Consider the following 24,257-nt stretch of genomic DNA (forward strand, 5'->3'; position numbering starts at 1 on the left):
TGTCGGCGTCCCGCTCACCGCGGAAGCGCCAGCCAGCTGCGGGGCGCCACGCTGGTCGTGCCGTAGCGGACGACCCAGTGTAGATGGGGGCCGGTGACGCGGCCCGTCGCTCCCACGAGGCCGATCGGCGTTCCCGCGGGAACGTGTTGCCCCGTCTCCACAAGTTGCTCGGTGAGATGGAAGTAGCCGCTCAGCAGGCCGCCCCCGTGGTTCAGGTATACGATGTTCCCCGCCAGCAGGAATTCGTCGACCAGCGCCACGACTCCGTCCGCCGCGGCCGTGACGGTGTCGCCCCAGCGGCCGGCGAGGTCGAGTCCCATGTGACGGCTCGAGATCTGGCCGTTGAACTCGCGGCCCGTCCCGAACGCGCTCGTCACGCGGGAGTCGCGCGGGAGCCGTACGTCGGATCCCCACAGGCGCGGAGTCGCGCGCGCCCCTCGCGCGACCCAGCCGGCCTTGAAGCGGTCGCGCCGCAGCCGCACCTGGTCTTCTTCATTCGGAGGAGATCCGAAGCGTGGGGCGACGGTGAGCCGCTCGTGCTTGTACGCGCCCGCGAGCACCGGGATGCGCAGCGAATCCGTCTGCGTGCGCCCGTCCTCGTAGGTGGCCGTGACCCGGGCGTCCAGCGTGTCGGTGGCGTCGATCGGCACCGCGGCGAGGCTCTCCAGCACCGTCGGCACCGAGTCCGGCGCGTCGCCCGAAGCCCCCGAGTCGACGCGGCGAAAGCGAAGCGTCTCTGCGCCCGCGCTGCCGGCCGCCGAGGCGATGCCCGATCCCGGTGGAAAGGTGGCCCGGATGATGAACAGGTGTCCCTGCACCGGCTCGACTGGCGTCCACGACACTTCCAGCGGAGGCAGGGGAGGGGGCGGCGAGGGCTCACAGGCGAGCGCCAGCGCGGCAGCGGCCGCGAGCGCGCCGAGGACGGGGCGGTTCACACGCAGAGCCTCTCGTCCCACCAGACGGGGGTCTCGGGTCCGGGCCTCAATTTCGGGAACTCCGGGTGATCTGCGTTGATGATGACGTTGCGTTCCACACGGGCGACGACCGACGGCACGATCAGGATGGCGCTCCGGCTGTCCGCGTACCAGCGTTGGCCGGCCCGCCGCGCCGAACCGCTGTCGGGAAGGTGCCAGTCCGGCAGGTCGTCCGCTTCAATCACTTCGTAGGACGTTCCCGCGGGAACGTCGATGCGGACGAGGTGCTGGTCTCGTGGCGGGAGTCCGCTCCAGCGCACCAGCGTCTCGAGCATCGCCGTCGAGTAGTGTTCCGAAGCGTAGATGACCCGGTCGCCGCGCTCGTGCCATCGTCCCGACACCTGCCGCGCGCCGTTCGGACTGTACACGGGCCACCGCCCTGCCGGGTCGCCGATTCGATACGCTTCGAGGGGCGCCGCCGGCCGAAGCGGCGACGTCAAACGGCCACGCCGGCTTCCGCCCGCCGCACGAGCCTGAGCACGGAATCCGCCCCGGCGGAGCAGGAGGTGGCCATGTCGAGGGGGGATTCACCGTCGAGCAGCGGATGGGGGCGGGTGAGGAACGCCTCGATCCGCGCCACATCTCCCCGGTACGCGCGCGCGACCGCGTCCACGACGCGCCCGAGTTCGTAGGCTCGTTCGCTGTGTCTGCGCGAGAGCGGCGTACGCCTCCTCTTGTGACGGCGGAGGGTCGCCTCCGACGCCAGCCTTCCCGTCGCGCGCCGGGCACCGAGGATCTGCTCGAGCGCAGATATCACACTCGTTGGAAGCCCCGCGCGGATCCTCCGCGCCAGCGCCACGTCATCGACACGTTCTGCGTCGCCCAACCCCAGGAGCCGGGCGAGTCTTCCCGCCTGCGTCGCGGGCAGGCTGCCGGGGTCGGCGTAGGCTTCGAGCGGGTTCACGATGGGGTCATCTCCAGCTCCATGGCGATCATATGATCGCAAATTACCGATCATCTGAATCAACTGCAACGACTGCTCCGAAGTTGTTGTCGGGAAACAAGTTGATACTTCGTTGATACCGGCCCTTACTCTTACCTCCCAGAAATTGGGGGAGGAGTCGAGGAATGCGACCGAGATCGGGAACGCACCGGCGTTTCCTGGACCTGGGGGTATTCGCCCTGGCGGTCGGCGGCGCGATCGGCGTCTGGAAGCTGGCTTCGTACAACCGCGAGTTGCGGGCGGCGCTCACCGTGGCCGATTCGCGCGCCGTGGAAGCCAGCGTGCGGGATCGCCTGGTCGGAGCCAGGGTGCCGCTCTCGTTCCTGGCGCTCGACGAACCCGATCCTGGCGACGCGCACTTGATCTGGGTGGTCGATCTCGAGCGCTGCCCGTCCTGTCTGGCGGGTGCAAACCCCGCCTGGAACGCCCTGGGAGAAGATGCCTCCCTACGACGGCACCTCGTGGTGTTCGAAGAGGACGGGGTCCCCGAGGCCGCTCGCCGGACCCTGCGCGGCACGCCGGTCACATCGGCGTCCCGCGAAGAACTGGATGCGGCGTTCGGACCTCTTCTCCCGAGTACGAAGCTCCTCGTCGGCGGCGATGGGATCGTGCTGCTGGCCGATTCCAGAGGCGCCCCCTCGGAGTGCGACTGGAGCTTCGAGGCGCAGGTCGGCGCCCTGCGCGGCACCCTCGCCTCCGACGTCATCCGCGGTCAACGTCAACAACCATAGGAGGATGGCATGAACCGATTCGAACCGCTGGTCCGTATGGCCACGCCACTGGCGCTGGCCTTCATCCTGGGGGTCGCGTGGACAACCGTCGGCCCGAGCGCGCTGGGGGGGCAGGGGCAGGAGGAGTGCATCGACAACCGGGACTTGCTGGGCCCCTGCGTGAACATGGCGCACAGCTACGAGGGTTCCTGTGAAGGTTCCGTGTGCTATTCGCGGGACGAAGGGTGCTGTCTCGAAGAGATCATCGTCATCATCCGCCGATGACTGCCCTCGCAGGACGCTTGGAGTTCCCGCTGCGAGTCCCTCCGCCCGTGCGGGTCCTGGGAGTCGTGACGGTTCTGGCGGTGGCCGGGTGCGAGAGGGAGCCCGGCGCCGCGCCGCCGCCGGTCCGGGCGACCTTGGCCGAAGTATTCGCAACCGAAGCCGTGCTCGAGTTGGGCGAGGACCCGCAGGACTCCATCTCCTCGCCGGGCGTCTTCGCGGAGCGGCCGGAAGGCGGGTTCCTGTTGACCGACGAGCACTTCCCGAGGGTCCGCAGCTACGACGAAGACGGGCGGCTGGAGGCGGCGTTCGGGCGGTTCGGCCAGGGTCCGTTCGAGTTTCGGGGCATCAGCGGCGTGACCGCGACGTCCTCCGGCCGCGTCGTCGTCTTCGACTCCAGCCAGGACAGGTTGACCTACCTCACCCGCGACCTGCTGCCGGACACGATGGTGCGGATTCCCGGGGTCGCACGCGAAGGCGCGTCGCTGGGAGAGGACCTTCTGCTGAGAGTGACTCTCACGGCCGAGCGCCCCGTGGGCATTGCGCGGTTCGTTGAGCAGCCCCGGCTGTTCCATCGCCTCGCGGGGAGCGAGGTGGTGTGGAGCGCGTTCCGCCTGCCGTTCGTGCCGAGGGAGAGATCGTACTGGAGTTCGTACGTCTGGTTCCCCTTCGCCGTGGCGGGAGATTCCATCTATGTGGCGTCCTCGCTGCGATACCCCGTGGTCATCCTGAGTGCGGCCGGCGATTCGATCGGAGAGATCGGCGCCCCGTCGGCGTCGTACCGGCCGTTCCCTGTTCTTGAGCCGGGATCCCTCACGCCTGGCAGGGACGCGGAGCAGCTTCCCAGGCTGTTCGGGGGCAGCAACACGCTCACGAGGATATCCGTGCTGGGTTCCCGTCTCGTTCTCACGCACGGGGTCTTCCGATATCCGACTGCCTCCGACGCCTTCACCACCTTCGGGTCCTACCATGCGTCGCTGGACATCTACGACCGGCACACGGGCACGAAGCTGTATGAGGACATCCCGCTGCCGGAGGGTTCGAGGGTCCTGGGAGGCGGCCGCTACCTCTATGTGCTCGACGACCGCGGTTTCCCGCCGTGGCGGATCACCAAACTGAAGTTCCGCGAGACGCGTCCGGACGGCTGAATCGGCGGCTTGCCATTTTTTGTCACTACCCCTAGCCTTTCAGATGTGGACACGATGAACATCTCTCTTCCAGCCACGCTCAAGTCGTTCGTCGACGAGCAGGTCGCGGATCGCGGGTTCGGAACCTGCAGCGCGTACATCCGCGAGCTGATTCGGTACGACCGGGATCGCCAGCACCTCAGGAGCCTCCTCCTCGAAGGCGGGGAATCCGCTCCCTCGGTCACGGCCGACGAGACCTATTTCGAAACCCTGCGCGCCGGAGTTCGCGGACGCTCCAAGGCATGACGCCGAAGTCCGTGATCCTGCGGGCGTCGGCTCGGCGGGACGTGGAGCAGGCGCTGGCCCACTACCTGGACGAAGGTGGAGCGGACGTTGCCGTCGGCTTCATCGATGCTCTGGAGGAGGCTCTGGGGCACATCGCGCGCAACCCGGGATCGGGCTCGCCCCGCTACGGGCACGACCTGAACCTGTCGGGCCTGCGCTCGTGGCCCACTGCCGCCTATCCCTACATCATCTTCTACATGGAAGCGCAGCGCCCCATCGACGTGTGGCGGATCCTGCACGGCCGGCGCGACATCCCCGAATCGATGCGTGAAGGCCTGTAGACGCGCCGCGAGCCGCCGAAGCGTGTAAACTTCCGTTCTCGCGCGGCAGAGCCCGGCGTTTCGAGCGGACCCATCGGTCGAACCCCTAAACCGGATCCTCCATGAACGTCTTCATCAACCTCCTGGTCGCCGACCTTGAGCGGTCGCGAGCCTTCTTCACGGCCCTCGGCTTCACCTTCAACGACGACTTCAGCGACGAAATGACGCTGGGGATGGAGATCGGCGGCAACTGCTACTCCATGCTGGTGACGCGCGAGAGGTTCGCCACCTTCACGCTCCGCCCGCTCGCGGACGCGCACGAGACAACAGAAGTATTGGTCTCCCTTCAACTCGAGAGCCGCGAGGCGGTGGACGCCTTCATGGAGACGGCCCTCGCGCACGGAGCGGAGGCACTCCGGGAACCACAGGACTACGGCTTCATGTACAGCCGCGACTTCGCGGACCTCGACGGACACATCTGGGAGCCGTTCTGGCTCGACCCCGCCGCCGCAGCAGCAGCAGCAGCCAAGGAGGGCGCCGCAGCCGCCTCCGATGCCACCGCAGCCGAGGAGGGCGCCTCATGACGGAGCGACGCAAGGTCCGCACCTGTCTCTGAGGACCAGGCGGAGACGGACGGGCTCTGGAACCGCCTCCTCGAGGGGGGCGGCGAGGAGAGCATGTGCGGCTGGCTCACCGACCGCTTCGGCGTGTCATGGCAGATCGTCCCGGAGCAGTTGGTCGAGATGACGGAGGCCTCCGACCGGGAGGCCGCCGCCCGGGTGTGGGAAGCGATGCTGAAGATGAAGAAGATCGAGATCGCGACGCTCGAGGCCGCATTCCGGGGCGAGGGGGACTGACCCGGATCCGTCCCGCCGACCCCCGTCCGGCGGTTTCCCGGCGGTCGCCGGCAAGGGGCGAAGCGTTCTCGGGTGGGATCGAAGCGACTCGAGCGAGTCACTGGGGTCGGCCACCTGCGGGAGCGATCTAGACATGCAGCCTGTCACACTGGCGGTCCGGAGCGTCGGCCCCTGTCTGCTCGCGAGTCTGCTGGCCAGTTCGTCAGCCTGTGGGGATCTCGCCCACCAATCGGAGGCGGTTCGGATCAGCCCCGAGCCCCTGATCGAGATCGGGGAGATGGAGGGCGCCGAGGCGTACCTGTTCAGCTCCATCGGACAGGCGTTTCTCCTCGAGGACGGACGCGTGGTCGTCTCCGACGAGGGAGTTAACGAAATCCGGGTGTTCGGCCCCGACGGGACCTTCCTCAACAGCATCGGTCGGAGCGGCGAGGGGCCCGGAGAGTTCAGCGGTGTCACCGGACTCTGGCTCACGCCCGACGCCCTGATCGGCCTGTGGGACCGCGGGAACCTGCGGATCTCCACCTACCGACCGGACGGCGAACTCGTGAGCACGAACCGCCTGCGAGTGGAGGGGGAAGAGGAGTATTCCGTGACCCCCGAGGTCCTGTTCGGCCCCTTCGGGAACGGCGACATGGCGCTCGCGTCGCTGGAGTTCGGGGGATCGCCGGACACCCCGGAGGCGATCCCGGATCGCTGGGTCCTCGCCCGCTTCGGTCCCGGCGGCGAGCCGCGGGGCGCGCTGGGAGACCTCCGGGGGATGCGGCGGCTGCGCGGGCAACCCCTCCCATTCACTCCGCTGCCGCGCGTTGCGGTTCTCGGCGACTCCCTCTTCGCGGCGGACGGATACGAGGCCGGGATCGACGTACGGGGACCGGACGGCGCCGTCGGTCGCACGATTATTCTGCCGACCGACGATCGCTCGGCGGACACGGACTCGGTGTGGTCCGCGCTCGAAGCCGAACTCCGCGCCCGGAATCGGGAGATGTATCTGGGGATGCTGGAGCGCCTGCCCCGGAGCGACGAGTTCCCGCAGATCGGCGGCCTCCTCGCCGACGACCGAGGCCTTCTGTGGGTCAAGCTCTACGACGCCCCGGGCGACGCGCTCTGGCTCGGTCACGGTCCGTCCATGCGCCCCGGCGCCGGCGGAGAGTGGCGCCTCGTCCGCCCGGACGGCGACATCCTCGGCACGGTCCGGATCCCGGACGGCCTGAGCCCGCTCCACATCACCTACCCGGACTTCGGGCTGTCAGTCTCGGGAATCGAGTTGCTGCGACTCGCGCTGAGAAATGGCTGGATCCTCGCGGTCTTGCCGAACCTCGCGATGGTCATGACGTGCCCGGCCCTCGGGCGCGCCCGAGGCTTGATCGGTGGGTGGGTCGGGCGCGTGCTCGGAGCCGTGGCTGCTTCGGCCCTTGGACTCGGAGTGTTCAATCTCCTTCGTCCGTTCCCGATCACGGTCGATGGTGATCTCGTCATGTACGGACATCTGGGTCTTGCCTATTGGGCGTGGTCCGCAGCGTTCGCAACGGTGGCCGTGGCCCTGTGGCTACGCGACCGCGAGTGGGCCTCCACCCGCCCGAAGAAATCGTTGGCGTAGCCAGCGAGCTTTGTGGAAGCATGATCAAGATCCATGCCGATTCCCTGCACGACGCCGCGCGGATCCGGCAAGCCGTGGTCGGTCCAACCCGCGTGGCCGAGGTCGCGAGCGAAGCAAGGGTCACCCGTTGGCTGAGCACGGCGAAGGTGTCGGGGCTGGTCCGGTTCACCGATCTCGAGACGGACCTTCAGCCCAGGATCGCCCATGGAAGATGTCATCCGGCTGCAGGAGAATCCGACCGCAGGGGTCGAGAGCCTCAAGTCCGTCCGCTTCACGCTCAAGCGGGGCCGCCGCCTTCGATCGAAACGAGTTCGAGCTTGGAGCCCCGGCCCATCGCCGGCCGTAAGGCAGTGACGACCTTCGTCAGGGCCGACGCCTATCTCGAAGGGGACGGGCGGGAGTTCGAGCACACGGGAGCTTTCTCATGACCGGAGATTCGGTCCGGATCGGAATCTGGGGCGCGGTCCTTTTCTCGACCGCGGCCTGCGCCGGGGGCGACGCGCCCGCGCCGGACGCCGATGTCCCCATCTTCGAGGGGACGGTGGATATCGAGATCGGCGAACTCGAGGGGGACGACGCCTACCTGTTCACCCAGATCGCCTCGGTGGCTGCGGATCCGCTCGGGCGGATTCTCGTCACCGACCGGGGGATCAGTGAGGTCCGCGTCTTCGATCCCGATGGGCGTTTCCTCTTCCGTTTCGGCGGGGAAGGGGATGGCCCCGACGAGTTCAGGGTCCCGTGCTGCCTCGGCTTCTCGCCCGAAGGCGAACTGTGGGTCCGGCAGGAGCCGCGCTACACCGCGTTCGAGCTGGGCGATGCGGGCGTCCGCTCCCTCCGCGCCGTGCGACGGCTCTTCTCGGGGCAGGGGGGCTTCGCCCCTGTCACCTTCGACGCCGCGGGGCGGCTCATCGACATCGGTTCACTGCCGAGCACCGACGGGCGCCTCATGAGCGGGCGCGTCCACATCAATCCGGACGGGAGCGCGGACACCGTCCGCATGGAGGAGCCGGCCGCGGCCAGGGAAGGACGGAGGACGGTTCAGATCTCGTTCAACGGGTTTTCGGGTCAGCGTTATCTCTATCAGCCGTTCGGGGCGTTCTGGTGGATGGCGCACGGTCCCGGCGGCGCCTGGGCCGTGGCGACCAGCACCGCGTACTCGATCGAACTCCACGGCTCCGACGGTTCCGTCTCCGAAATCACGGGTCCCTCCACGCCGGGACCGCCGCTCAGCCCGGCCGAGCAGGACTACGCCCGCGACCGCCTGCAGCGGGACATGGAGGTGACGAACCTCGACGAACCCGCATTCGAGGTTCCCGAAACCAAGGCGCCGCTCGCCGACATCTTCTTCGATCAGGCGGGCCGGCTATGGGTCGAGAAGAGGGCGGCGGACGGAGCGGAGATGGTCGAAGCGAATGTCTACGAGGGAACGACCCTCGTGGCGCGCTACCGCTGGCCGAGCCGGGTGGACCCCGGGTCCGTGCCCCGGGCCACGGAGACGGCCCTGTACGGGACGACCACGGACGAACTCGGCGTCCAGCGCGCGGCCCGCATACGTTTCCAGCACAGGCGGTGATATCGGCGTCCACCTCGGAATCCTCGGACACCCCACGCCCCTGATGATGTCGGCGCCTCGGAACTGATCTGTCACGCCACTTTCGCGCTAATCATAGTTTTTGCTACTCATTCATACATTCAACCTCTTTCTCTCGGACAGCAATAGAGTTCAGATTGATAGATCCATCTGGACGTCTCCGATCAGGCCATTCCTTGCCGACCTGGGAAGGGCCGTCCGCTCCCAGGCCCGAAGATAGGCCGAACATGGCGACTATGGACAGGCGCATCGGAAGCTGGATCGGTGTCCCGGACGGTTCCGACTTTCGACTGTCGCTGGCGCCATCCCCATCGAATTCGACGGGTTCCTTCAATGTTACGGGGTATTGGTTCGCCAGCTCCGATTCTGCGGCGCCCCGCCCCAGGCAATGGCCCACCACGACTCTCCTGCAGTCGGGCATCGTCGAACCTCTATCGCAGTCCATCGAGAGTTATGTCGCGGACATTCGAGTGAGCTTCGCAACGGCCGGAGAAGTCCTCATCAAGGCGGAAGTCCATGACGAGAACGGCAGACTCTTCGGGGAACGATATGCCTACAAGGCCCGCGGCGTGCCGGGAGCGCTCGATGCCGTGGTCCTCGTGATCGCCATGGCCCGGTAAGGGCTGCAGGGGGGACTGGCGATCGCCGGACCCCCTGGACTCCCGTAGTCACGCCGGACTGGGAGCGCTGCCTACCCGCCGATAGGTTCTTCCCTGCGCCTCGCGCGGCCAGGTTGCCGGAAAGACGGGTGGACGGACGGGACGGGCATTCGAGGAGATTGAACATGAGCGGACCACGTTTCCCGGCGATCCACGCCTGCGGCGCCCTGCTGTTCCTCGCTGCGGCCTGCTCCGGGGGCGACGGTCCCGCGCCGGCGGCCGATGTCCCCACCTTCGAGGGGACGGTGGACCTCGAGATCGGGGAGCTTGAGGGAGACGATCCCTATCTCTTCAGCAGCATCTTCTCGGTGGCGGCGGATCCCCTGGGGCGGATTCTCGTGACCGACAGCCAGGCGCACGAGGTGCGCGTCTTCGATCCCGACGGGAACTTTCTCTTCCAACTCGGCGGTGAGGGAGATGGCCCCGGGGAGTTCAGATCTCCATGCTGTGTCGGCTTCTCACCGGAGGGAGAACTCTGGGTGCGCCAGGAGCCGCGCTTCACCGTATTCGAACTGGAGGCCGCCGGGGCGCGCTACGTGCGCACCGTAAGGCGGCTCTTCGCTGGGCAGTTGGGCGGCTACCCCGTCGTCTTCAACGCCGAGGGACGGATCGTCGATGTGGGCTTGCTGCCGGAAGGGGGAGGACAGTTCGTCGAGGCACGCATCCACTTGAGTCCCGACGGGAGCGCGGACACGGTTGAGGTGCGGGAACCCGCGGCGGCGGCGGAAGGGCGAAAGACGGTGGAGTTTGCAAGCGACCGTGGTCGGGGTTTCCTGTACTTCTATCAGCCGTACGGGCCCAGGTGGCTCCAGGCGTACGGTCCCCGGGCCGCGTGGGCGAGCGCCGTGAGTACCGCGTACGAGATAGAACTTCACGGTCCCGATGGTGCCGTCTCGCAGCTTACCGGTCCATCCGCCCCCGGCCCGGCCCTCAGCCCGGCCGAAGTGGAATCCGCTCGGGAGCGCCTGGAAAGGGACATGGAGAGGGGCAACGTCGACGAACCGCTGTTCGACCTTCCCGAGCGAAAACCGCCGCTGGCCGCGCTCTTCTTCGACCGCGGGGGTCGGCTGTGGATCCAGAAGACCGCAGCGGACGGGGCGGAGACGATCGAAGCCGATGTCTACGAGGGAGACTCGCTCGTGGCGAGGTACCGCTGGCCGCGCCGCGTGCGCGCGGGGCCGATTCACTGGGTCACCGAGACGGCGCTCTACGGCACGACCACCGACGAACTCGGCGTCCAGCGCGCGGCCCGCGTCCGGTTCGAACAGAGACCCTGACTCGAGCCAACTCGTCGCAGGCGTACTCCTTCCGGCTCATTGCGCCGCCTCATGCGAATCTCTACGCTGTGGAGCACATTAACTGTGAGATTGTGTTCATGAGGAACATCACCGTATCCGTGGATGAAGAGACGCATCGGCTGGCGCGCATCCGGGCCGCGGAGCTGGATACTTCCGTCTCGGCACTTGTGAGGGAGTACCTGGGAAGTCTTGCCACTGCGCATGGCGGTTCGGCTGGACCCACCTCACGGGCTATGGAAACGCCACTCGAACGGAGGCGCAGGCTCTTGAAGGAAGTGCTCGAGGACATTCGTGCCACGAGCGGTGGCTTCCGGGCGTCCGAGAACGTCTCTCGCGCCGAACTCTACGAAGGCCGTGCGGTTCGTTGACACGAACGTCCTGATCTACGCGGCGAGCCCGTCACCCGAGGAGGCGGACAAGCGCCGCGCGGCACGAGATCTGTTGAACCGCGAGGACCTGGCCCTGTCCGTCCAGGTCCTGCAGGAGTTCTACCACCAGGTCACCAGACACAGCCGCCCGCACCCGCTGACACACGCACAGGCGCTGAGGTTCATCGAACTGCTCGAACACTTTCCCGTCCAGGGGATCACGTTTGACCTGTTCCTGGCGGCCGTCGCCATCAGTCGGCGCTTCCAGTTGTCGTACTGGGACGGCGCGATTCTGGCCGCGGCCCGCGCCTGCCGCTGCGATATCGTGTACTCGGAAGACTTGAGTACTGAACAGGACTACGGCGGTCTGCGAGTTATCAATCCGTTTGCCGAAGTCCGCTGAATGAAGGTCGGCCCGGGAGGGCGCATCCTCATCGGCAGGCTCGCCGGCGTCGCGCTGGGCGCGGTCCTCGGCGAACGCGTCGCCGCGATCCAGCCGCTCGGCGACCTCTTCATCACCCTCCTCGTACTGGCCGCCGCGCCGCTCGTCTTCTTCAACCTCCTCGCGGGGCTGACCTCCCTCGCGGACACGCGCACCCTGGGGCGGCTCGCCGGCAAGACCCTCAGCTACTTCCTGGTGACGGAACTCGTCGCGCTCTCGCTGGGACTGGGGGCGGCGGCCCTCCTGGGGCCCGGAGACGGGATGCGGCTCACGGAGTCGGCCGCGGAGCAGGTCACGGGGCCGGTGGGGGAGGCGCCCTCCGTCGCGGACGTCCTCCTCGACATGATTCCGTCGAACGTCTTCCGCGCGTTCGGGGACGGCAACGTCGTGCAACTGGTCGTCCTCGCGCTCCTGCTCGGGGTCGCGACGCTGGCGCTCGGGGATGGTCCCCGGGCGCGCCTCGCCACGCTGTACGAGGACGCGGCGCGCCTCTTCCGGCGTCTCGTCCACATGATCCTCTGGACCGCCCCGCTGGGCATCGGCGCCCTCGTCGCGGTCACGGTAGGCCGCTACGGCGCGGAGTTGATCGGCCCCATGGCACGCTTCCTCGCGGGACTGTGGGGCGCGCAACTCGTCATCGTGGGCGGGTACATGCTCCTCCTCAGGTTCTTCAGCGACTACCGTCCCGCCCGCTTCCTGCGGGCGACGGGCTCGCTGTGGGCCACGACCGCCGCCACGACGTCCAGCCTCGCCTCGCTCTCGGTCGGACTGGAGACGGCCCGGCGGCTCGGCCTCCCGCGCGGCGTGTACTCCTTCGCCCTCCCGCTCGGGGCACAGCTCAACAAGGACGGCACCGCGGCCATGCTCGGGGCGGTGCTCCTCTTCACGGCGCAAGCGGCCGGCGTCTCCTTCTCGCCCGCCGACTTCGTCACCATCCTCTTGCTGGGCCTGCTGCTCTCGGAGGGTTCGGGCGGGGTCCCCGGCGGCGGCTTCGTGATCGCGCTCATCTACGTGCAGGCGCTCAACCTCCCCATCGAGGTCGCGGCGATCGTGGGCGGCATCTACCGTCTGGTGGACGTGGGCAACACGACCGTAAACATCATGGGCGACATGGTCGGCGCGTCGCTCGTCGCCCGTTCCGAAGCGAGGCACACATGACGCCGGAAATCAAGGCACTCTTCCCGGGCGCGAGCCAGCAGGTCTACCTCGACATATCGGCGAGCGCGCTGATGCCCAATCCGGTGCTGGCGGCGGTCGTGAGTCACACTGGGCGCCGGGTGCTCGGCCGAGGCGACAAGACCCGGATGCTGGCCACCGTCGAACGCGCGCGGTCGTCGTTCGCGTCGCTGATCGGGGCGGCCCCGGAAGAGGTCGCGATCACCAAGAACGTCTCCGACGGCCTCAACCTGTTCGGCGCGAGCCTCCCGTGGAGGGCGGGGGACAACGTGGTCCTGTGTCCCGCGCTCGAGCACCCGAACAACATCTATCTCTGGTACAGCCTCGCCCGCTCGCACGGCATCGAGGTGCGGTCGGTCGCACCGGAGGACGGCCACATTCCGGTCGGGGCGATGGCCGCGGCGATGGACGAACGCACCCGACTCGTGACGATCCCCAGCATCACCTTCGCCCCGGGATTCGTCACCGACGTCAGGGCGATCGGAGCGGCGGCGCGGAAGGTCGGGGCCCTGACGCTGGTGGACGCGGCCCAGTCGATCGGCGCCTATCACACCGACGTCGCCGACCTGGGGGTCGACGCGCTCGCCGTGGCGGCGCAGAAAGCCCTTCTCTCGGTGTACGGTTTCGGCTTCCTCTACGTCCGGCGCGGGCTGGCCGAGACGATGACGCCGGTGCACGTGGCGCGATTCGGGATCGAACTCGACGGGGCGCACGAGACCGCGTATTCGGAGGACGAACTCCGCTTCCGTACGGGGGCGCTCCGCTTCGACGTGGGCAACTACAACTATCTCGGCGCGGCGGCGACCGCCGCGGCGCTGGACCTCCTCTCCGACTGGAGCGTGGAGCGCGTCGAGGAGCACGTCCGCGGTCTGGCGGCCGACCTCGCGAGCCGGCTGCTGGAACTCGGTCTCCCGGTGGTCGGGGGACGACCCGGACCGTATCTGGCGCACATCGTCTCGGTCGGCGAGAGCGGCGGCGGGCGCCACTACACGGCCGATGATCCGGCCATGAACTCGCTGTACGAGCACCTCACCGCGGCCGGCATCCGCCTCGCCATCCGCACTGGCATGCTCCGCTTCTCCATCGGCGTCTACAACGACCAGGGCGACATCGACCGAGTGGTGGAGGCAACTCGGGAGTGGTGCAACGAGACAGGGTATCAAGCGCGCACTGAGGACTCTTGAGAGGCGGTTGACCCGGTGATGGATCGGTCTCTTGGCGCAGTTGGAAGAACGTGTGCGTGGAGAAGCCGATGCCCAAAGTGCGTGAGGCCATTCGACTCGTGAATGCCGATGGCTGGAGACTGGCCCGTACGCGCGGCAGCCATCGGCACTATCGACACCCCGAGAAGTCCGGAATCGTGACCATAGCCGGTCGCATGAGCAAAGACTTGGCCCCCGGAACGTGGACAAGTATCCTCAAACAGGCGGGCCTCAAGCAGAGGAAGGCACCTTGACCTACGCCGTCGTCATCGAGAGAAGCACCAACGGTTACTCCGGGTACGTTCCAGACCTTCCTGGTTGTGTGGCGGCCGGAGACTCCTTGGAGGAGACCGAGAGACTGCTTCGTGAGGCAGTCACGTTCCACATCGAATGCCTTCGAGAACACGGAGACCCCGTTCCGGAGCCTCAGACTTCGGTCGGGTCGGTCAACGTACCGGCTTCGCAACCCGGGTAAGCACCTGCCAGCGGTCGGGAGGCCGCACGCCACCCGGCGCATGTCGTCTCAGTCGGCCGTAGACGCCGTTCCGGACATGGCGTGCGTCACCACTCCTCGGTGATTGCTCGTTTTCCACTCAAGCCTCATCCTTCGGAGCCCATCAACTGTGATAGGGGGTGACGAAATGTCCCGGGACGAACCGACAGATTCGCTGACCCCGGGCGCCGCCCGCGTGGATCGGCGCGCGTTCATGGCGGCGGTATCAGCGCTGGGACTGGGAGGTACCGCCCTCCCCGCGGCGCTGTGGGCACAAACCGGCGGCGGACAGGACGCCGTCACCCAGGCGGACATCGCCGCCGCAGTGCGCGTCGCCGGGCTCGACTTCAGCGACGAGGAAGTCGACCTCATGGTGGAGGAAGTGAACGGGATGCGGGAGCGCTACGCGCAACTCCGGACGATGCGGATGCCCAACTCCGTCGTCCCCGCGCTCCACTTCGAACCGGTGCTCCCGGGAACCTCCTACCCGGCGCCGTCGGCGTCGACCGTCTTCCGCTACACGCGGCCCCAGGGGCTCGAGCGGCCCGCGAACCTCGAGGAACTGGCCTTCCGCCCGGTGACGGAACTGGCCGAACTCGTCCGCAGGCGGCAGGTGACGTCGACCGAACTCACGGAGATGTACCTGGGCCGGCTGCGCCAGCACGGCGACACGCTGCTTGCCGTGATCACGCTCACCGAGGACCTCGCCATGCGGCAGGCGGCGCGGGCGGACGCCGAGATCGCGCGCGGCTACTACCGGGGGCCGCTGCACGGGATCCCGTGGGGGGCGAAGGATCTCCTCTCGGAGGACGAAACCCTCACGACGTGGGGCGCCAAGCCGTACGAGGAACAGTACATCCCCGAGGACTCCACGGTGGGGTGGCGGCTCGAGGCGGCGGGCGCCGTGCTCGTGGCGAAGCTCACGCTGGGGGCGCTCGCGAGGGGGGACGTCTGGTACGGCGGGCTGACCCGCAACCCGTGGAACCTCGAGCAGGGGTCGAGCGGGTCCTCGGCCGGCTCCACCGCGACGGTCGTGGCGGGGCTCGTCGGGTTCGCGATCGGAAGCGAGACCTTGGGCTCGATCGTCTCCCCCTCAACCCGCTGCGGCGCCTCCGGGCTCCGGCCCACCTTCGGGCGCGTGAGCCGGGCCGGGGCGATGGCCCTCTCGTGGTCGATGGACAAGCTGGGGCCGATCTGCCGCAGCGCGGAGGACTGCGCGATCGTGCTCGACGCGATCCAGGGGTCGGACGACCAGGATCCGACGGCGCGCGACGTCGCCTTCGACTGGGATCCGGAGCGGCCGCTCTCCGACCTGCGGGTCGCCTACGTGCCCTCCGCCTTCGAGGAAGAGCGGGAGGATGAGGAGTGGAAGGCGTTCGACGAGGCGTCGCTCGAAGTCGTGCGCGGGTTCGGGATCGACCCTGTGCCGCTCGAACTCCCCGACGACATCCCCTACGACGCGATGCGGATCATCCTGAGCGCGGAGCAGGGGGCGGCCTTCGACGAGCTGATCCTGAGCGGTCGGGAAGACCTGCTCGTGCTGCAGGAGCCCAACGCGCGGCCGAACATCATGCGGACCGGGCGCATGATCCCCGCGGCCGAATACATCCAGGCGAACCGGCTGCGCACGATCGCCATGCACCGCTTCGCGCGGGTCATGGAGGGGATCGACGTCGTCGTCACGCCGAGCTTCGGGGGATCGATGCTCCTGCTCACGAACCTCACGGGACATCCCCAGGCGGTGATCCCGAACGGGTATCGGTCGGAGGACGGGACGCCGACGAGCATCTCCTTCGTCGGAGGACTGTTCGCCGATGCGGAGACGCTGCGGCTCGCGAAGGCGGTCCAGGACGCGACGGACCACCATCTGCGGCGGCCGCCGCTGTTCGCCACGTGAGCGCCGGCGCAGGGAACGGGGCGGGGAACGCGGGGCGGGGGCGGTGATCGACCTCCGCAGCGACACGGTGACGCGGCCCACCGAGGCGATGCGGGCGGCGATGGCCGCGGCCCCGGTCGGGGATGACGCGTACGGCGACGACCCGAGCGTCCTCGCGCTAGAGCGCCGGACCGCGGAGCTGCTCGGCAAGGAAGACGCGGTCTACGTGCCAACGGGCACCATGAGCAACCAGATCGCGCTCCGGGCGCACACCGAGCCGGGCGACACCGTGCTCATCGGCCCCGGCGCGCACGTCTGGTTCGGGGAGGCCGGTGCGCCGTCGCCGATCTCCGGGGTCGTCGTCCGCCCGCTCGAGGGCCCGCGCGGCATGTTCGACGCGGCCACGCTGCGGGCCGCGCTCAACATCGACATGGGGCCCGTGCGGGCGCGCATGCAGTCGCCCGTGCGGCTCGTGTGCGCCGAGAACACGCACAACGGCGCGGGCGGCGCCGTGTGGCCCCTCGACCTCCAGCGGGAGATGCTCGCCGCCGCGCGCGAGGCCGGCCTCGCCACCCACCTCGACGGCGCCCGACTCTGGAACGCGACCGCCGCCACCGGCATCCCCGAGGCGGAGTTCGCGGAGGGCTTCGACACCGTGAACGTGTGCTTCTCGAAGGCTCTGGGCGCGCCGCTGGGCTCGGCCCTGGCCGGCCCCCTGGGCCTCATCGAGCGGGCGCGGCGCTTCAAGCAGCTCTACGGCGGCGGCTTCCGCCAGGCCGGTATCGTCGCGGCCGGTGCCCTCTACGCCCTCGAGTACCACCGCAAGCGGCTGCCCGAGGACCACGCCCGGGCCAGGACCCTCGCCCGCGGCCTCGCCGAAATCCCCGGCCTGGCGGTCGATCCGGAGGCCGTGGAGACGAACATCGTCCGCTTCCGGACCACGGCCGTCACGGCGCCGGAGTTCGCGACTCGGTGTCGGACGGGGAATGGCACGGGCTGCGTTCTCCTCAACGCCTACAGCCGGAGCGACCTGCGCGTCGTGCCTCACCTGCAAACGACGGACGAGGACGTGGAGCGAGCCCTCGACGTCTTCCGCTACGCCGCCACAGGGTCTGCCTGACGCAGCTTGCGCGGCCCGGCGGCGACTCAGGAAGTGGTCGGCGGCGGGTCCGACCTGCCCATTGCGAGAGCCACCTCCGCATCGATCGCGGACGTAAGCTCGTCCGACCGCTCGGAACCGAGCAGGACTGCGATCCAGCGCGTCGACTCGCTCGTCCCGAGGACGATCCGGAACATCACCGTGAGGGGGACGGAGAGCAGCATCCCCACCGGCCCCAGCACCCAGCCCCAGAAGACGAGCGACGCGAAGACGACGAGCGTGGAAAGGCCCACCCTGTAGCCCATGACCCGGGGCTCGACCACGTTGGCCCAGAAGATGTTGATGACGAGGTAGCCGGCCGCGGCGGCGACCGCCGTGCCGAGCCCGATCTGGAGCCACGCGAGGAGCACCGCGGGCACCGCGGCGATGAAGGACCCGATGTTGGGCACGTAGTTCAGCAGGAACGCGATCACGCCCCACAGGATCGGGTAGTTGATCCCCAGGAGCGCCGTGAGTCCCATGACGGAAAGGCCGGTCGCGAGGCTGATCACGGTCTTGAGCACGACGTAGCGGCGCACCGCGGTCCCCACCTTCCCGAAGTTGGCGCGCGCCTCGGTCGCCTCCGCCTCGCCGAAGGCCACGCGCATCTTGGTCGGGAAGCTCGAGACCTCCAGCAGCATGAAGACCATCGTGAGGATGATCAGGAACCCGTTGGCGAGTATGAGCCCGAGGTTCTCCACCAGTTGCCGCAGAAAGCCGAGCAACCAGCTGGGAAGGAGTTCGCCGACATCGAACTGGGGCCCCTCGACTCCGAAACGCGCCGACCACCCGCCGAGCGTTGCCTCCAGCGTCTCGACCTGCGCCGCGAAGAGTCGGTCAAGTTGCGCTTCCGTGCGCCCGAGTTCGACGATTCGCGTGCCGAGCAGGCCACCGATCACGGTTCCCACGGCCAGGATCACGAGGACGAGGCTGAGGACGGCGACGAACTTGGGGACCTTGTGTTCCGTCATCCACCGCAGGGGCGTCGCGCAGAGGAGGGTGAGGAAGAGGGCGAGCACGAAGGAGACGACGAGCGCCGAGGCCGCGCGCATCCCAGCGATGATGATGACGAAGGCCGCCAGGTTGAGAAGGATCCGGTGTACTCGTGTCGCGTCGTCGCGCATGAGACGAGGGTGCGGCAGGGACGCCCCCGAAGCAAGTGGGGCGACGCTCCGATCGTCGTTGCAGGCCCCGCCGTCGCGCCGATACCTTCGACGCGTCCCCGAGAGACCCCGAAAAACCGAGGGAGAACGCTTGATCGAGCGGAAGATCCGGGTGCTCGTCGCGAAGCCGGGCCTGGACGGCCACGACCGCGGCGCGAAGGTGATGGCGGCCGCCCTGCAGGACGCGGGGATGGAGGTCATTTACACCGGACTCCACCAGACGCCCGAGATGATCGCGGCCACGGCGCTGCAGGAAGACGTGGACGTGGTCGCGCTCTCGATCCTCTCCGGGGCCCACATGACGCTCTTCCCGCGCGTGAAGGCGCTGCTCGACGGGCAGGGCCAGGCGGAGGTTCTCGTCACCGGGGGCGGGATCATTCCCGGCGAGGACATGGAGGCGCTTCAGGAGACGGGCATCGGCCGGCTCTTCGGCCCGGGGACCGCGACTTCGGAGCCGATCCAGTACATCCGTGCCTGGTTCGAGGAGCAACGATGAGCGAAGCGTTCACGCGCGATGGATCGCCGCTCGAATGCAGCAGGGCTTTTGGCACGGGCTGCTGCTAGCCGCCGACCCATGGGCGAGAGCCGGATGGGCGCGCTGGTCGCGGAACTGCGCGAACTCGAGGCCCGGATTCAGCGCGGCGGGGGCGAGAAGCGCGTCGCGCGGCAGCACGCGCAGGGCAAGCTCACGGCCCGCGAGCGCGTCGACCTCCTGATCGACGACGGGGGCGGCTTCCTCGAGATCGGCCTCCTCATCGCGCACGACCGGTACGACGGCAAGGCGCCCGCGGCGGGCGTCGTCACCGGAGTGGGGGAGGTGTGCGGGCGCGAGGTCGTCGTCGTCGCCAACGACCAGACGGTGAAGGCGGGCAGTTGGTGGCCGGAGACGATCACCAAGATCCTCCGCGCCCAGGAGATCGCGATGCGCTGCCGCGTGCCGATCGTGTATCTCGTCGACTCGGCCGGCGTGAACCTCCCGTATCAGGGCGGCGTGTTCCCGGGCCAGTACGGCGCGAGCCGGATCTTCTACTACAACTCGATCATGCGGCACTACCTCGAGGTGCCGCAGATCTCCGCCGTCATGGGCCAGTGCATCGCGGGCGGCGCCTACCTGCCGGCGCTCTCCGACGTGATCGTGATGGTCGAGGGGACGAGCTTCATGGGCCTCGGCGGGCCCAACCTCGTGAAGGGCGCGACGGGGCAGGAGGTCGAGGCGGAGGAACTGGGCGGGGCGCTGATGCACAACCGGGTGAGCGGCGTGGCGCACTACCGGGTGGCCGACGACCCGGCGTGCATCGAGAAGCTGCGCTCCCTGGTGCGGGGGCTCCCGCCCGCGGGCCGTCCGGGTCCCGCCGCCGAGCCGCGGGATCCGGCGCGCGCCCCCGAGGAGGTCTACGCGCTCCTCCCCGGCGACCATCGCCAGCCGTTCGACATGGAGGCGGTGCTCGCCACGATCCTCGACGAGGGGCCGTTCGAGGAGTTCCAGGCGGACCACGCGCCGGAGATGCTCACGGGCACGGGCCACCTCGACGGCTTCCGGGTGGGAGTGATCGCGAACCGGCGCGGCATGTTCCGGGGAGCGCCCGGCGAACCGCCGAAGTTCGGCGGCATCGTGTACACGGAGAGCGCGGAGAAGGTCGCCTACTTCATGGATCTTTGCGACCGGCACGACACCCCGCTCCTCTTCGTACAGGACGTGAGCGGGTTCATGGTGGGCCCGGAGGCGGAGCAGTCGGGGATCATCCGGGCGGGTGCGCGCATGGTCGAGTCGATGGCGACGGCGCGCGTGCCCAAGCTCGTGCTCACGGTCAACCACGCGAGCGGGGCGGGGTACTACGCGATGGCCGGGCAGGGGTTCGACCCCGATTTCATCTTCACCTGGCCGACGGGACGGATGGCGGTGATGGAGGGGGAGGCCGCCGTGCAGGCCGCCTTCGGCCGCAAGCTCTCGGAAGCGGCGGAGGCGGCGGAGGGTTCCGGCAAAGGGCTGGACGAAGAGACGGCGGCGGCGATCGAGCGTACGCGGCAGGACTACGAGCACCAGCTCGACGCGAAGTACGCCGCGGCGCGCGGGTTCGTGGACGCGATCCTCTCGCCCGAGGACACACGGCCCGCGCTCTCCCTCGCGCTCCGCTGTTCGCTCGGCAACCCGGGCCCCCACCTCGGCCCCTTCACCCTCCCCGACAGCCTGTGACGGCCGGCCGATGACCGACGGCGTGACGGACTCGGTGGCGCTCGAGGCGGAGGCGACCGCGGTAGGACTGGCGGAACAGCCCCGCCCGGCTCGGATCGGGCGCGGCGGCGGCGCCACGGTGCGGGTGGCCTCGGGGCAGGGGTTCTGGGGCGACTGGCAGGAGGCGCCCAAGCTGCAGGTGCGCCGCGGCGCGATCGACTACCTGATGCTCGACTACCTGGCCGAGATCACGATGTCGATCATGCAGAAGCAGCGGGCCCGGAACCCGGAGGCGGGGTACGCGCGCGACTTCGTCCTCCTCATGGACGACCTCATCGAGGACCTCATCGCCGGCGAGATCCGCGTCGTATCGAACGCCGGCGGCGTGAACCCGGAGGGGTGCCGAAACGAACTGGGGTTCGCGTTCGCGGACCAGTCGCTCCCGCGCCGGCCCCGCGTGGCCGTGATCACGGGCGACGATCTCATGGACTCGCTCGATGACCTCATCGCGGCGGGACACGGGTTGCGCCACATGGAGACGGGCGCCCCGCTCTCCACGGTCCGCGACCGGGTGGCCGCTGCGAACGCCTATCTTGGCGCCGAACCGATCATCGAGGCGCTGGAGCAGGAGGCCGACATCGTCGTCGCCGGCCGCTCGACGGACACCGCGCTCACCTACGCGCCACTCATGCACGAGTTCCGCTGGGACGCCGACGACTGGGACCGGCTCGCGCACGGGGTCGTCGCCGGGCACATTAACGAATGCGGCTGCCAGGCCTCGGGCGGGAACTCGCTCGTGGACTGGCGCGAGATCGACCTCATCCTCCCCGGCTACCCCATCATCGAGGCGGAGGCGGATGGTTCCTTCGTCGTGACGAAACACCCGGGACTCGGAGGGCGGGTGACCCGGGCCACCGTCACCGAGCAACTCGTGTACGAACTCGGGGACCCGCGCGACTACATCACGCCGGACGTGATCGCGGACTTCTCGACCATCCGGCTCCGGGACCTCGGTGGGGACCGCGTCCGGGTCGAGGGCGTGGCCGGCCGCCCCCGCACGGACCAACTCAAGGTCTCGATCGCCTACCACGCCGGCTACAAGGCGGTCGGCACGCTCACCTACGCGTGGCCGGACGCGGTGGAGAAGGCGCGGCGCGCGGACGAGATCCTGCGCGGGCGCCTCGCACACCTCGGCCTCGTCTTCGATGAGATCCGCACGGAGTTCGTCGGAGCGGGGGCGTGCCACGGGCCGCTGGCGGGCGAGCCGCCGGAGGACCTGCCCGAGGTCACGCTGCGGGTCGGCGTGCGCAGCCCGGACCGTCACGCGGTGTCCCGCTTCAGCCGCGAGATCGCCCCGCTCATCCTCGCGGGCCCGCCGAGCGTGACGGGGTTCGCGGGCGGCCGCCCGAGGGTGCAGGAGGTCGTCGCCTACTGGCCGGCGCTGATCGACCGCGAGGTCGTCGAGAGCCGCGTCCGCGTGGAGACGATCGAGCTGTGAGGGTCCGCCTGGCGGAGGTCGCGTTCGCCCGCTCCGGCGACAAGGGCGATACCGCGAACGTCGGCCTCATCGCGTTCGACGACGAACTTTATCCTATTTTGGAGAAGGAGGTTACGGCAGAACGCGTAAGAGATCACTTCAAGGGAATCTGCGAGGGCGAAGTGGAGCGCTTCGAGCTTCCGAACCTGCGCGCGCTCAACTTCCTCCTCCACCGTTCGCTGGGCGGGGGCGGCACGGTGTCGCTCATGCTCGACGCGCAGGGGAAGACGTTCTCCACCGCTCTCCTGAGGATGGAGATCGAGATCCCCGACGGCGCGGGGCGTCCGGAGCCCGACTGAGGCACCCATGTTCGAATACCTCGACATAGACATCGACGAGCGGACCGGCGTGAACCGGATCCACCTCGACCGGCCCGCCCGGAGGAACGCGCTCAACGGGGCGCTGGTCGCCGAACTCAAGGAGGCGCTCGCGCTCGCCGACGCGGACGAGCGGGTGCGCGTGATCGGACTCGGCGGGCACGGCCGGGACTTCTGCGCCGGGGCGGATCTGGCCGAGGTACAGGCCTCGGTCGAGGAAGGCGTCCTCGCGAGTCTGCGGGAGGCGGAGGCACTGGGGGAACTGTTCACCCTCCTCCGGAAACTCTCGAAGCCGGTCGTCGCGGTCGTGCACGGTCGCGCGCTCGCCGGCGGGTGCGGGCTCGCGACGGCGTGCGATCTCGTGCTCGCCGCGGAGAGCGCCCGCTTCGGCTATCCCGAGGTGCGGCTCGGCTTCGTCCCCGCCATGGTGACGGCGATCCTGCGCCGGAACGTGGGAGAGAGGCGCGCCTTCGAACTGATGGCGCTCGGAGACACCATCGACGCGCGCGAGGCGGCGCGGCTCGGCCTCGTGAACCGGGTCTACGCCGACGCGGAGTTCGAGACGGAGACCTCCGCGTTCCTGACTGAACTCGCGAGCCGGAGCGCCTCGGCGCTCGCGTTGACCAAGCGGCTCCTGTACGGCGCCGACGCGCAGAGCTTCGAGGCCGCGATCGCGGCCGGCGCCCGCGTGAACGCGCTCGCCCGGATGACCGACGATTGCCAGGCGGGCATCCGCAAGTTCCTCTCCCGCGGCAAGAAACAGGACGACAAGAAACAGGACGAAGGGAAGACAGCATGAGCGACAGCGACGTCGTTTCGCCGCCGGGTTCGGCGTTCCTGTGGCGGGCGGGGGCGCTCGCCTCGGGCGCGGCGGGTCTCTTCCTCCTCACCACGGGCGGGGAGTCGCTCAGCATCGCGGTCCTGCTGCTCGTCGTCGCGCTGGCCGCGGCGGGCGTGCTGCTCGGCGGCGGGGCGCACGGCCCCGCGGTCGAAGGCCGGCTCGACCTGAGCGCCCGACTCGGTCTCGGGTTGCTGGGCGGGAGCCTCGCGGCCGCTGTCTCCGCCGCGGCCCTCTCGGTCCTCGCCGAGATCGGTCTCACGGGCGCACTGGGCGTGGGGCTCACCTCGGCGTGGAGCGGGCCGGCGTTCCTCGCGCATCTCGGGAGCGGCGCCGTGTGGGGCATGGTGCTCGGGATCCTCTACGGCGAACTGCCCGGCGCGTCGCCCGGCGCGCGCGGAGCGCTGTTCAGCCTCGTGCCCGCCCTCTACCTCCTGCTCAAGGTGTATCCCGTCGACCGAGACCTCGGCCTCTTCGGCCTCGAGCTGGGGGCGCTCACCTTCGTCTTCGTCCTCGGGCTCAACTTCCTGTGGGGGATGGTCGCGGGGTCGGTCATCGGCTGGGGCGAGGCCGGCGACGAGACGCCCGTCGCGCGCCCGATCGACGAGTAGAACCCGGGCCGCGCGTGGAGACCGAGACGCCGACGGACGCCGGCGGCGGCGGCGAACCGACCGCGAGCCGCGACTGGTGGCTCAGGCTGCAACTGGGACTCAGCCTCGCCGGGGGCGCCGCGTGGTTCGCGGGCGCCTTCATCGAGCAGGAATTCCTGGCCGGCGCGGGGTGCGGCCTCATCCTCGCCGCGCTCGTCCTCAGACTGGGCCGGAAAGCCGACGCCGACTGACGCCGACCGACGCCGACTGACGCGGCTCTGCCGCGGCGGGTCCGCCCGGT

29 protein-coding genes and 1 pseudogene are annotated in these 24,257 nt (G+C 69.1%); 26 read left to right on the top strand and 4 right to left on the bottom strand.

What is annotated here, in order from left to right; genetic code table 11:
• Window positions 1–14: 14 nt before the first annotated feature.
• The 3 genes from ACPXY0_RS04045 to ACPXY0_RS04055 are packed head-to-tail and all read right to left on the bottom strand — an operon-like array spanning window position 15 to window position 1,878.
• Window positions 15–935: a M23 family metallopeptidase gene (locus tag ACPXY0_RS04045; RefSeq protein WP_423928712.1), complete on the bottom strand. Its 921-nt coding sequence runs from the start codon at window positions 933–935 to the stop codon at window positions 15–17.
• Entirely contained in the window at window positions 932–1,414 is a 483-nt protein-coding gene (locus ACPXY0_RS04050; RefSeq protein ID WP_423928714.1) for an RES family NAD+ phosphorylase, read from the bottom strand. Before ACPXY0_RS04050 ends, ACPXY0_RS04045 begins: the two co-directional genes overlap by 4 nt.
• Window positions 1,411–1,878: an antitoxin Xre/MbcA/ParS toxin-binding domain-containing protein gene (locus ACPXY0_RS04055; protein WP_423928716.1), complete on the bottom strand. Its 468-nt coding sequence runs from the start codon at window positions 1,876–1,878 to the stop codon at window positions 1,411–1,413. Before ACPXY0_RS04055 ends, ACPXY0_RS04050 begins: the two co-directional genes overlap by 4 nt.
• A gap of 164 nt (window positions 1,879–2,042) precedes the next feature.
• Between ACPXY0_RS04055 and ACPXY0_RS04060 the strand changes: the two genes are divergently transcribed.
• From ACPXY0_RS04060 to ACPXY0_RS04150, 19 genes and pseudogenes are all read left to right on the top strand, one after another.
• Window positions 2,043–2,648 (top strand): hypothetical protein, encoded by a 606-nt coding sequence (locus ACPXY0_RS04060; RefSeq protein ID WP_423928718.1) that lies wholly within the window; start codon window positions 2,043–2,045, stop codon window positions 2,646–2,648.
• A gap of 9 nt (window positions 2,649–2,657) precedes the next feature.
• Window positions 2,658–2,912: a hypothetical protein gene (locus ACPXY0_RS04065; RefSeq protein WP_423928720.1), complete on the top strand. Its 255-nt coding sequence runs from the start codon at window positions 2,658–2,660 to the stop codon at window positions 2,910–2,912.
• A gap of 47 nt (window positions 2,913–2,959) precedes the next feature.
• Window positions 2,960–4,057 (top strand): hypothetical protein, encoded by a 1,098-nt coding sequence (locus tag ACPXY0_RS04070; protein ID WP_423928722.1) that lies wholly within the window; start codon window positions 2,960–2,962, stop codon window positions 4,055–4,057.
• Window positions 4,058–4,102: 45 nt separating this feature from the next.
• A complete protein-coding gene (locus tag ACPXY0_RS04075) occupies window positions 4,103–4,342 on the top strand; it encodes a ribbon-helix-helix domain-containing protein (RefSeq protein WP_423928724.1) in 240 nt (79 codons plus the stop codon).
• Entirely contained in the window at window positions 4,339–4,662 is a 324-nt protein-coding gene (locus tag ACPXY0_RS04080; protein WP_423928726.1) for a type II toxin-antitoxin system RelE/ParE family toxin, read from the top strand. The genes ACPXY0_RS04075 and ACPXY0_RS04080 overlap by 4 nt, the downstream gene beginning before the upstream one ends.
• Before the next feature lie 101 nt (window positions 4,663–4,763).
• Window positions 4,764–5,225, top strand: a complete 462-nt coding sequence (locus ACPXY0_RS04085) for a VOC family protein (RefSeq protein ID WP_423928728.1) — start codon at window positions 4,764–4,766, stop codon at window positions 5,223–5,225.
• A gap of 39 nt (window positions 5,226–5,264) precedes the next feature.
• A pseudogene (locus tag ACPXY0_RS04090) lies at window positions 5,265–5,498 on the top strand (VOC family protein); the annotation flags it as partial.
• 133 nt (window positions 5,499–5,631) lie between these two features.
• Window positions 5,632–7,095 carry a 6-bladed beta-propeller gene (locus tag ACPXY0_RS04095; protein ID WP_423928730.1) on the top strand — a complete coding sequence of 488 codons (1,464 nt, stop codon included), beginning with the start codon at window positions 5,632–5,634 and terminating at the stop codon, window positions 7,093–7,095.
• 20 nt (window positions 7,096–7,115) lie between these two features.
• Window positions 7,116–7,523: a hypothetical protein gene (locus tag ACPXY0_RS04100; protein ID WP_423928732.1), complete on the top strand. Its 408-nt coding sequence runs from the start codon at window positions 7,116–7,118 to the stop codon at window positions 7,521–7,523.
• The gene (locus ACPXY0_RS04105; RefSeq protein ID WP_423928734.1) at window positions 7,520–8,668 is read left to right on the top strand and encodes a 6-bladed beta-propeller; all 1,149 of its coding nucleotides are present in this window, start codon (window positions 7,520–7,522) and stop codon (window positions 8,666–8,668) included. The genes ACPXY0_RS04100 and ACPXY0_RS04105 overlap by 4 nt, the downstream gene beginning before the upstream one ends.
• A gap of 488 nt (window positions 8,669–9,156) precedes the next feature.
• A complete protein-coding gene (locus ACPXY0_RS04110) occupies window positions 9,157–9,306 on the top strand; it encodes a hypothetical protein (protein WP_423928737.1) in 150 nt (49 codons plus the stop codon).
• A 164-nt stretch (window positions 9,307–9,470) separates the two neighbouring features.
• Complete coding sequence (locus tag ACPXY0_RS04115) at window positions 9,471–10,622, top strand: 6-bladed beta-propeller (RefSeq protein WP_423928739.1); 1,152 nt, start codon at window positions 9,471–9,473, stop codon at window positions 10,620–10,622.
• A 375-nt stretch (window positions 10,623–10,997) separates the two neighbouring features.
• Window positions 10,998–11,414 carry a PIN domain-containing protein gene (locus tag ACPXY0_RS04120; protein WP_423928741.1) on the top strand — a complete coding sequence of 139 codons (417 nt, stop codon included), beginning with the start codon at window positions 10,998–11,000 and terminating at the stop codon, window positions 11,412–11,414.
• A complete protein-coding gene (locus tag ACPXY0_RS04125) occupies window positions 11,415–12,611 on the top strand; it encodes a dicarboxylate/amino acid:cation symporter (RefSeq protein ID WP_423928743.1) in 1,197 nt (398 codons plus the stop codon). It begins immediately after the preceding gene.
• A complete protein-coding gene (locus ACPXY0_RS04130) occupies window positions 12,608–13,813 on the top strand; it encodes an aminotransferase class V-fold PLP-dependent enzyme (protein WP_423928745.1) in 1,206 nt (401 codons plus the stop codon). The genes ACPXY0_RS04125 and ACPXY0_RS04130 overlap by 4 nt, the downstream gene beginning before the upstream one ends.
• Before the next feature lie 68 nt (window positions 13,814–13,881).
• A complete protein-coding gene (locus ACPXY0_RS04135) occupies window positions 13,882–14,085 on the top strand; it encodes a type II toxin-antitoxin system HicA family toxin (protein WP_419943521.1) in 204 nt (67 codons plus the stop codon).
• Window positions 14,034–14,306, top strand: coding sequence for a type II toxin-antitoxin system HicB family antitoxin (locus ACPXY0_RS04140; protein ID WP_423928747.1), 273 nt, complete (start codon window positions 14,034–14,036; stop codon window positions 14,304–14,306). Before ACPXY0_RS04135 ends, ACPXY0_RS04140 begins: the two co-directional genes overlap by 52 nt.
• A gap of 166 nt (window positions 14,307–14,472) precedes the next feature.
• Window positions 14,473–16,221, top strand: coding sequence for an amidase (locus ACPXY0_RS04145; RefSeq protein WP_423928749.1), 1,749 nt, complete (start codon window positions 14,473–14,475; stop codon window positions 16,219–16,221).
• Between the two features lie 43 nt (window positions 16,222–16,264).
• Window positions 16,265–17,320, top strand: a complete 1,056-nt coding sequence (locus ACPXY0_RS04150; RefSeq protein ID WP_423928751.1) for a threonine aldolase family protein — start codon at window positions 16,265–16,267, stop codon at window positions 17,318–17,320.
• 26 nt (window positions 17,321–17,346) lie between these two features.
• On the opposite strand, the gene ACPXY0_RS04155 is transcribed toward ACPXY0_RS04150, so the two are convergent.
• Window positions 17,347–18,462 carry an AI-2E family transporter gene (locus ACPXY0_RS04155; RefSeq protein ID WP_423928753.1) on the bottom strand — a complete coding sequence of 372 codons (1,116 nt, stop codon included), beginning with the start codon at window positions 18,460–18,462 and terminating at the stop codon, window positions 17,347–17,349.
• 133 nt (window positions 18,463–18,595) lie between these two features.
• Here ACPXY0_RS04155 and ACPXY0_RS04160 point away from each other — a divergent pair, with 133 nt between their 5' ends.
• From ACPXY0_RS04160 to ACPXY0_RS04190, 7 genes are all read left to right on the top strand, one after another.
• Window positions 18,596–18,997: a cobalamin B12-binding domain-containing protein gene (locus tag ACPXY0_RS04160; protein ID WP_423930563.1), complete on the top strand. Its 402-nt coding sequence runs from the start codon at window positions 18,596–18,598 to the stop codon at window positions 18,995–18,997.
• A gap of 93 nt (window positions 18,998–19,090) precedes the next feature.
• Window positions 19,091–20,695 carry an acyl-CoA carboxylase subunit beta gene (locus tag ACPXY0_RS04165; RefSeq protein WP_423928755.1) on the top strand — a complete coding sequence of 535 codons (1,605 nt, stop codon included), beginning with the start codon at window positions 19,091–19,093 and terminating at the stop codon, window positions 20,693–20,695.
• Window positions 20,696–20,705: 10 nt separating this feature from the next.
• Window positions 20,706–22,172 (top strand): acyclic terpene utilization AtuA family protein, encoded by a 1,467-nt coding sequence (locus ACPXY0_RS04170; RefSeq protein WP_423928757.1) that lies wholly within the window; start codon window positions 20,706–20,708, stop codon window positions 22,170–22,172.
• Window positions 22,169–22,510 carry an AtuA-related protein gene (locus tag ACPXY0_RS04175; protein ID WP_419941249.1) on the top strand — a complete coding sequence of 114 codons (342 nt, stop codon included), beginning with the start codon at window positions 22,169–22,171 and terminating at the stop codon, window positions 22,508–22,510. The genes ACPXY0_RS04170 and ACPXY0_RS04175 overlap by 4 nt, the downstream gene beginning before the upstream one ends.
• A gap of 7 nt (window positions 22,511–22,517) precedes the next feature.
• Window positions 22,518–23,327 carry an enoyl-CoA hydratase/isomerase family protein gene (locus ACPXY0_RS04180; protein WP_423928759.1) on the top strand — a complete coding sequence of 270 codons (810 nt, stop codon included), beginning with the start codon at window positions 22,518–22,520 and terminating at the stop codon, window positions 23,325–23,327.
• Window positions 23,324–23,977, top strand: coding sequence for a hypothetical protein (locus ACPXY0_RS04185; protein ID WP_423928761.1), 654 nt, complete (start codon window positions 23,324–23,326; stop codon window positions 23,975–23,977). The genes ACPXY0_RS04180 and ACPXY0_RS04185 overlap by 4 nt, the downstream gene beginning before the upstream one ends.
• Before the next feature lie 14 nt (window positions 23,978–23,991).
• A complete protein-coding gene (locus ACPXY0_RS04190; RefSeq protein WP_423928763.1) occupies window positions 23,992–24,207 on the top strand; it encodes a hypothetical protein in 216 nt (71 codons plus the stop codon).
• Window positions 24,208–24,257: the final 50 nt, after the last annotated feature.

It is taken from the genome of Candidatus Palauibacter sp., assembly GCF_965237495.1.
In the GTDB taxonomy this organism is placed as follows: Bacteria; Gemmatimonadota; Gemmatimonadetes; order Palauibacterales; family Palauibacteraceae; genus Palauibacter.

What these genes read in the sequence shown, in the direction of transcription:
- ACPXY0_RS04095 (WP_423928730.1), top strand. Translation starts at nt 5,632, where the DNA reads ATGCAGCCTGTCACACTGGCGGTCCGGAGCGTCGGCCCCTGTCTGCTC.
- ACPXY0_RS04185 (WP_423928761.1), top strand. Translation starts at nt 23,324, where the DNA reads ATGAGCGACAGCGACGTCGTTTCGCCGCCGGGTTCGGCGTTCCTGTGG.
- ACPXY0_RS04170 (WP_423928757.1), top strand. Translation starts at nt 20,706, where the DNA reads ATGACCGACGGCGTGACGGACTCGGTGGCGCTCGAGGCGGAGGCGACC.
- ACPXY0_RS04100 (WP_423928732.1), top strand. Translation starts at nt 7,116, where the DNA reads ATGATCAAGATCCATGCCGATTCCCTGCACGACGCCGCGCGGATCCGG.
- ACPXY0_RS04165 (WP_423928755.1), top strand. Translation starts at nt 19,091, where the DNA reads ATGGGCGCGCTGGTCGCGGAACTGCGCGAACTCGAGGCCCGGATTCAG.
- ACPXY0_RS04145 (WP_423928749.1), top strand. Translation starts at nt 14,473, where the DNA reads ATGTCCCGGGACGAACCGACAGATTCGCTGACCCCGGGCGCCGCCCGC.
- ACPXY0_RS04080 (WP_423928726.1), top strand. Translation starts at nt 4,339, where the DNA reads ATGACGCCGAAGTCCGTGATCCTGCGGGCGTCGGCTCGGCGGGACGTG.
- ACPXY0_RS04105 (WP_423928734.1), top strand. Translation starts at nt 7,520, where the DNA reads ATGACCGGAGATTCGGTCCGGATCGGAATCTGGGGCGCGGTCCTTTTC.
- ACPXY0_RS04180 (WP_423928759.1), top strand. Translation starts at nt 22,518, where the DNA reads ATGTTCGAATACCTCGACATAGACATCGACGAGCGGACCGGCGTGAAC.
- ACPXY0_RS04135 (WP_419943521.1), top strand. Translation starts at nt 13,882, where the DNA reads ATGCCCAAAGTGCGTGAGGCCATTCGACTCGTGAATGCCGATGGCTGG.
- ACPXY0_RS04115 (WP_423928739.1), top strand. Translation starts at nt 9,471, where the DNA reads ATGAGCGGACCACGTTTCCCGGCGATCCACGCCTGCGGCGCCCTGCTG.
- ACPXY0_RS04125 (WP_423928743.1), top strand. Translation starts at nt 11,415, where the DNA reads ATGAAGGTCGGCCCGGGAGGGCGCATCCTCATCGGCAGGCTCGCCGGC.
- ACPXY0_RS04155 (WP_423928753.1), bottom strand. Translation starts at nt 18,462, where the DNA reads ATGCGCGACGACGCGACACGAGTACACCGGATCCTTCTCAACCTGGCG.
- ACPXY0_RS04085 (WP_423928728.1), top strand. Translation starts at nt 4,764, where the DNA reads ATGAACGTCTTCATCAACCTCCTGGTCGCCGACCTTGAGCGGTCGCGA.
- ACPXY0_RS04060 (WP_423928718.1), top strand. Translation starts at nt 2,043, where the DNA reads ATGCGACCGAGATCGGGAACGCACCGGCGTTTCCTGGACCTGGGGGTA.
- ACPXY0_RS04065 (WP_423928720.1), top strand. Translation starts at nt 2,658, where the DNA reads ATGAACCGATTCGAACCGCTGGTCCGTATGGCCACGCCACTGGCGCTG.
- ACPXY0_RS04130 (WP_423928745.1), top strand. Translation starts at nt 12,608, where the DNA reads ATGACGCCGGAAATCAAGGCACTCTTCCCGGGCGCGAGCCAGCAGGTC.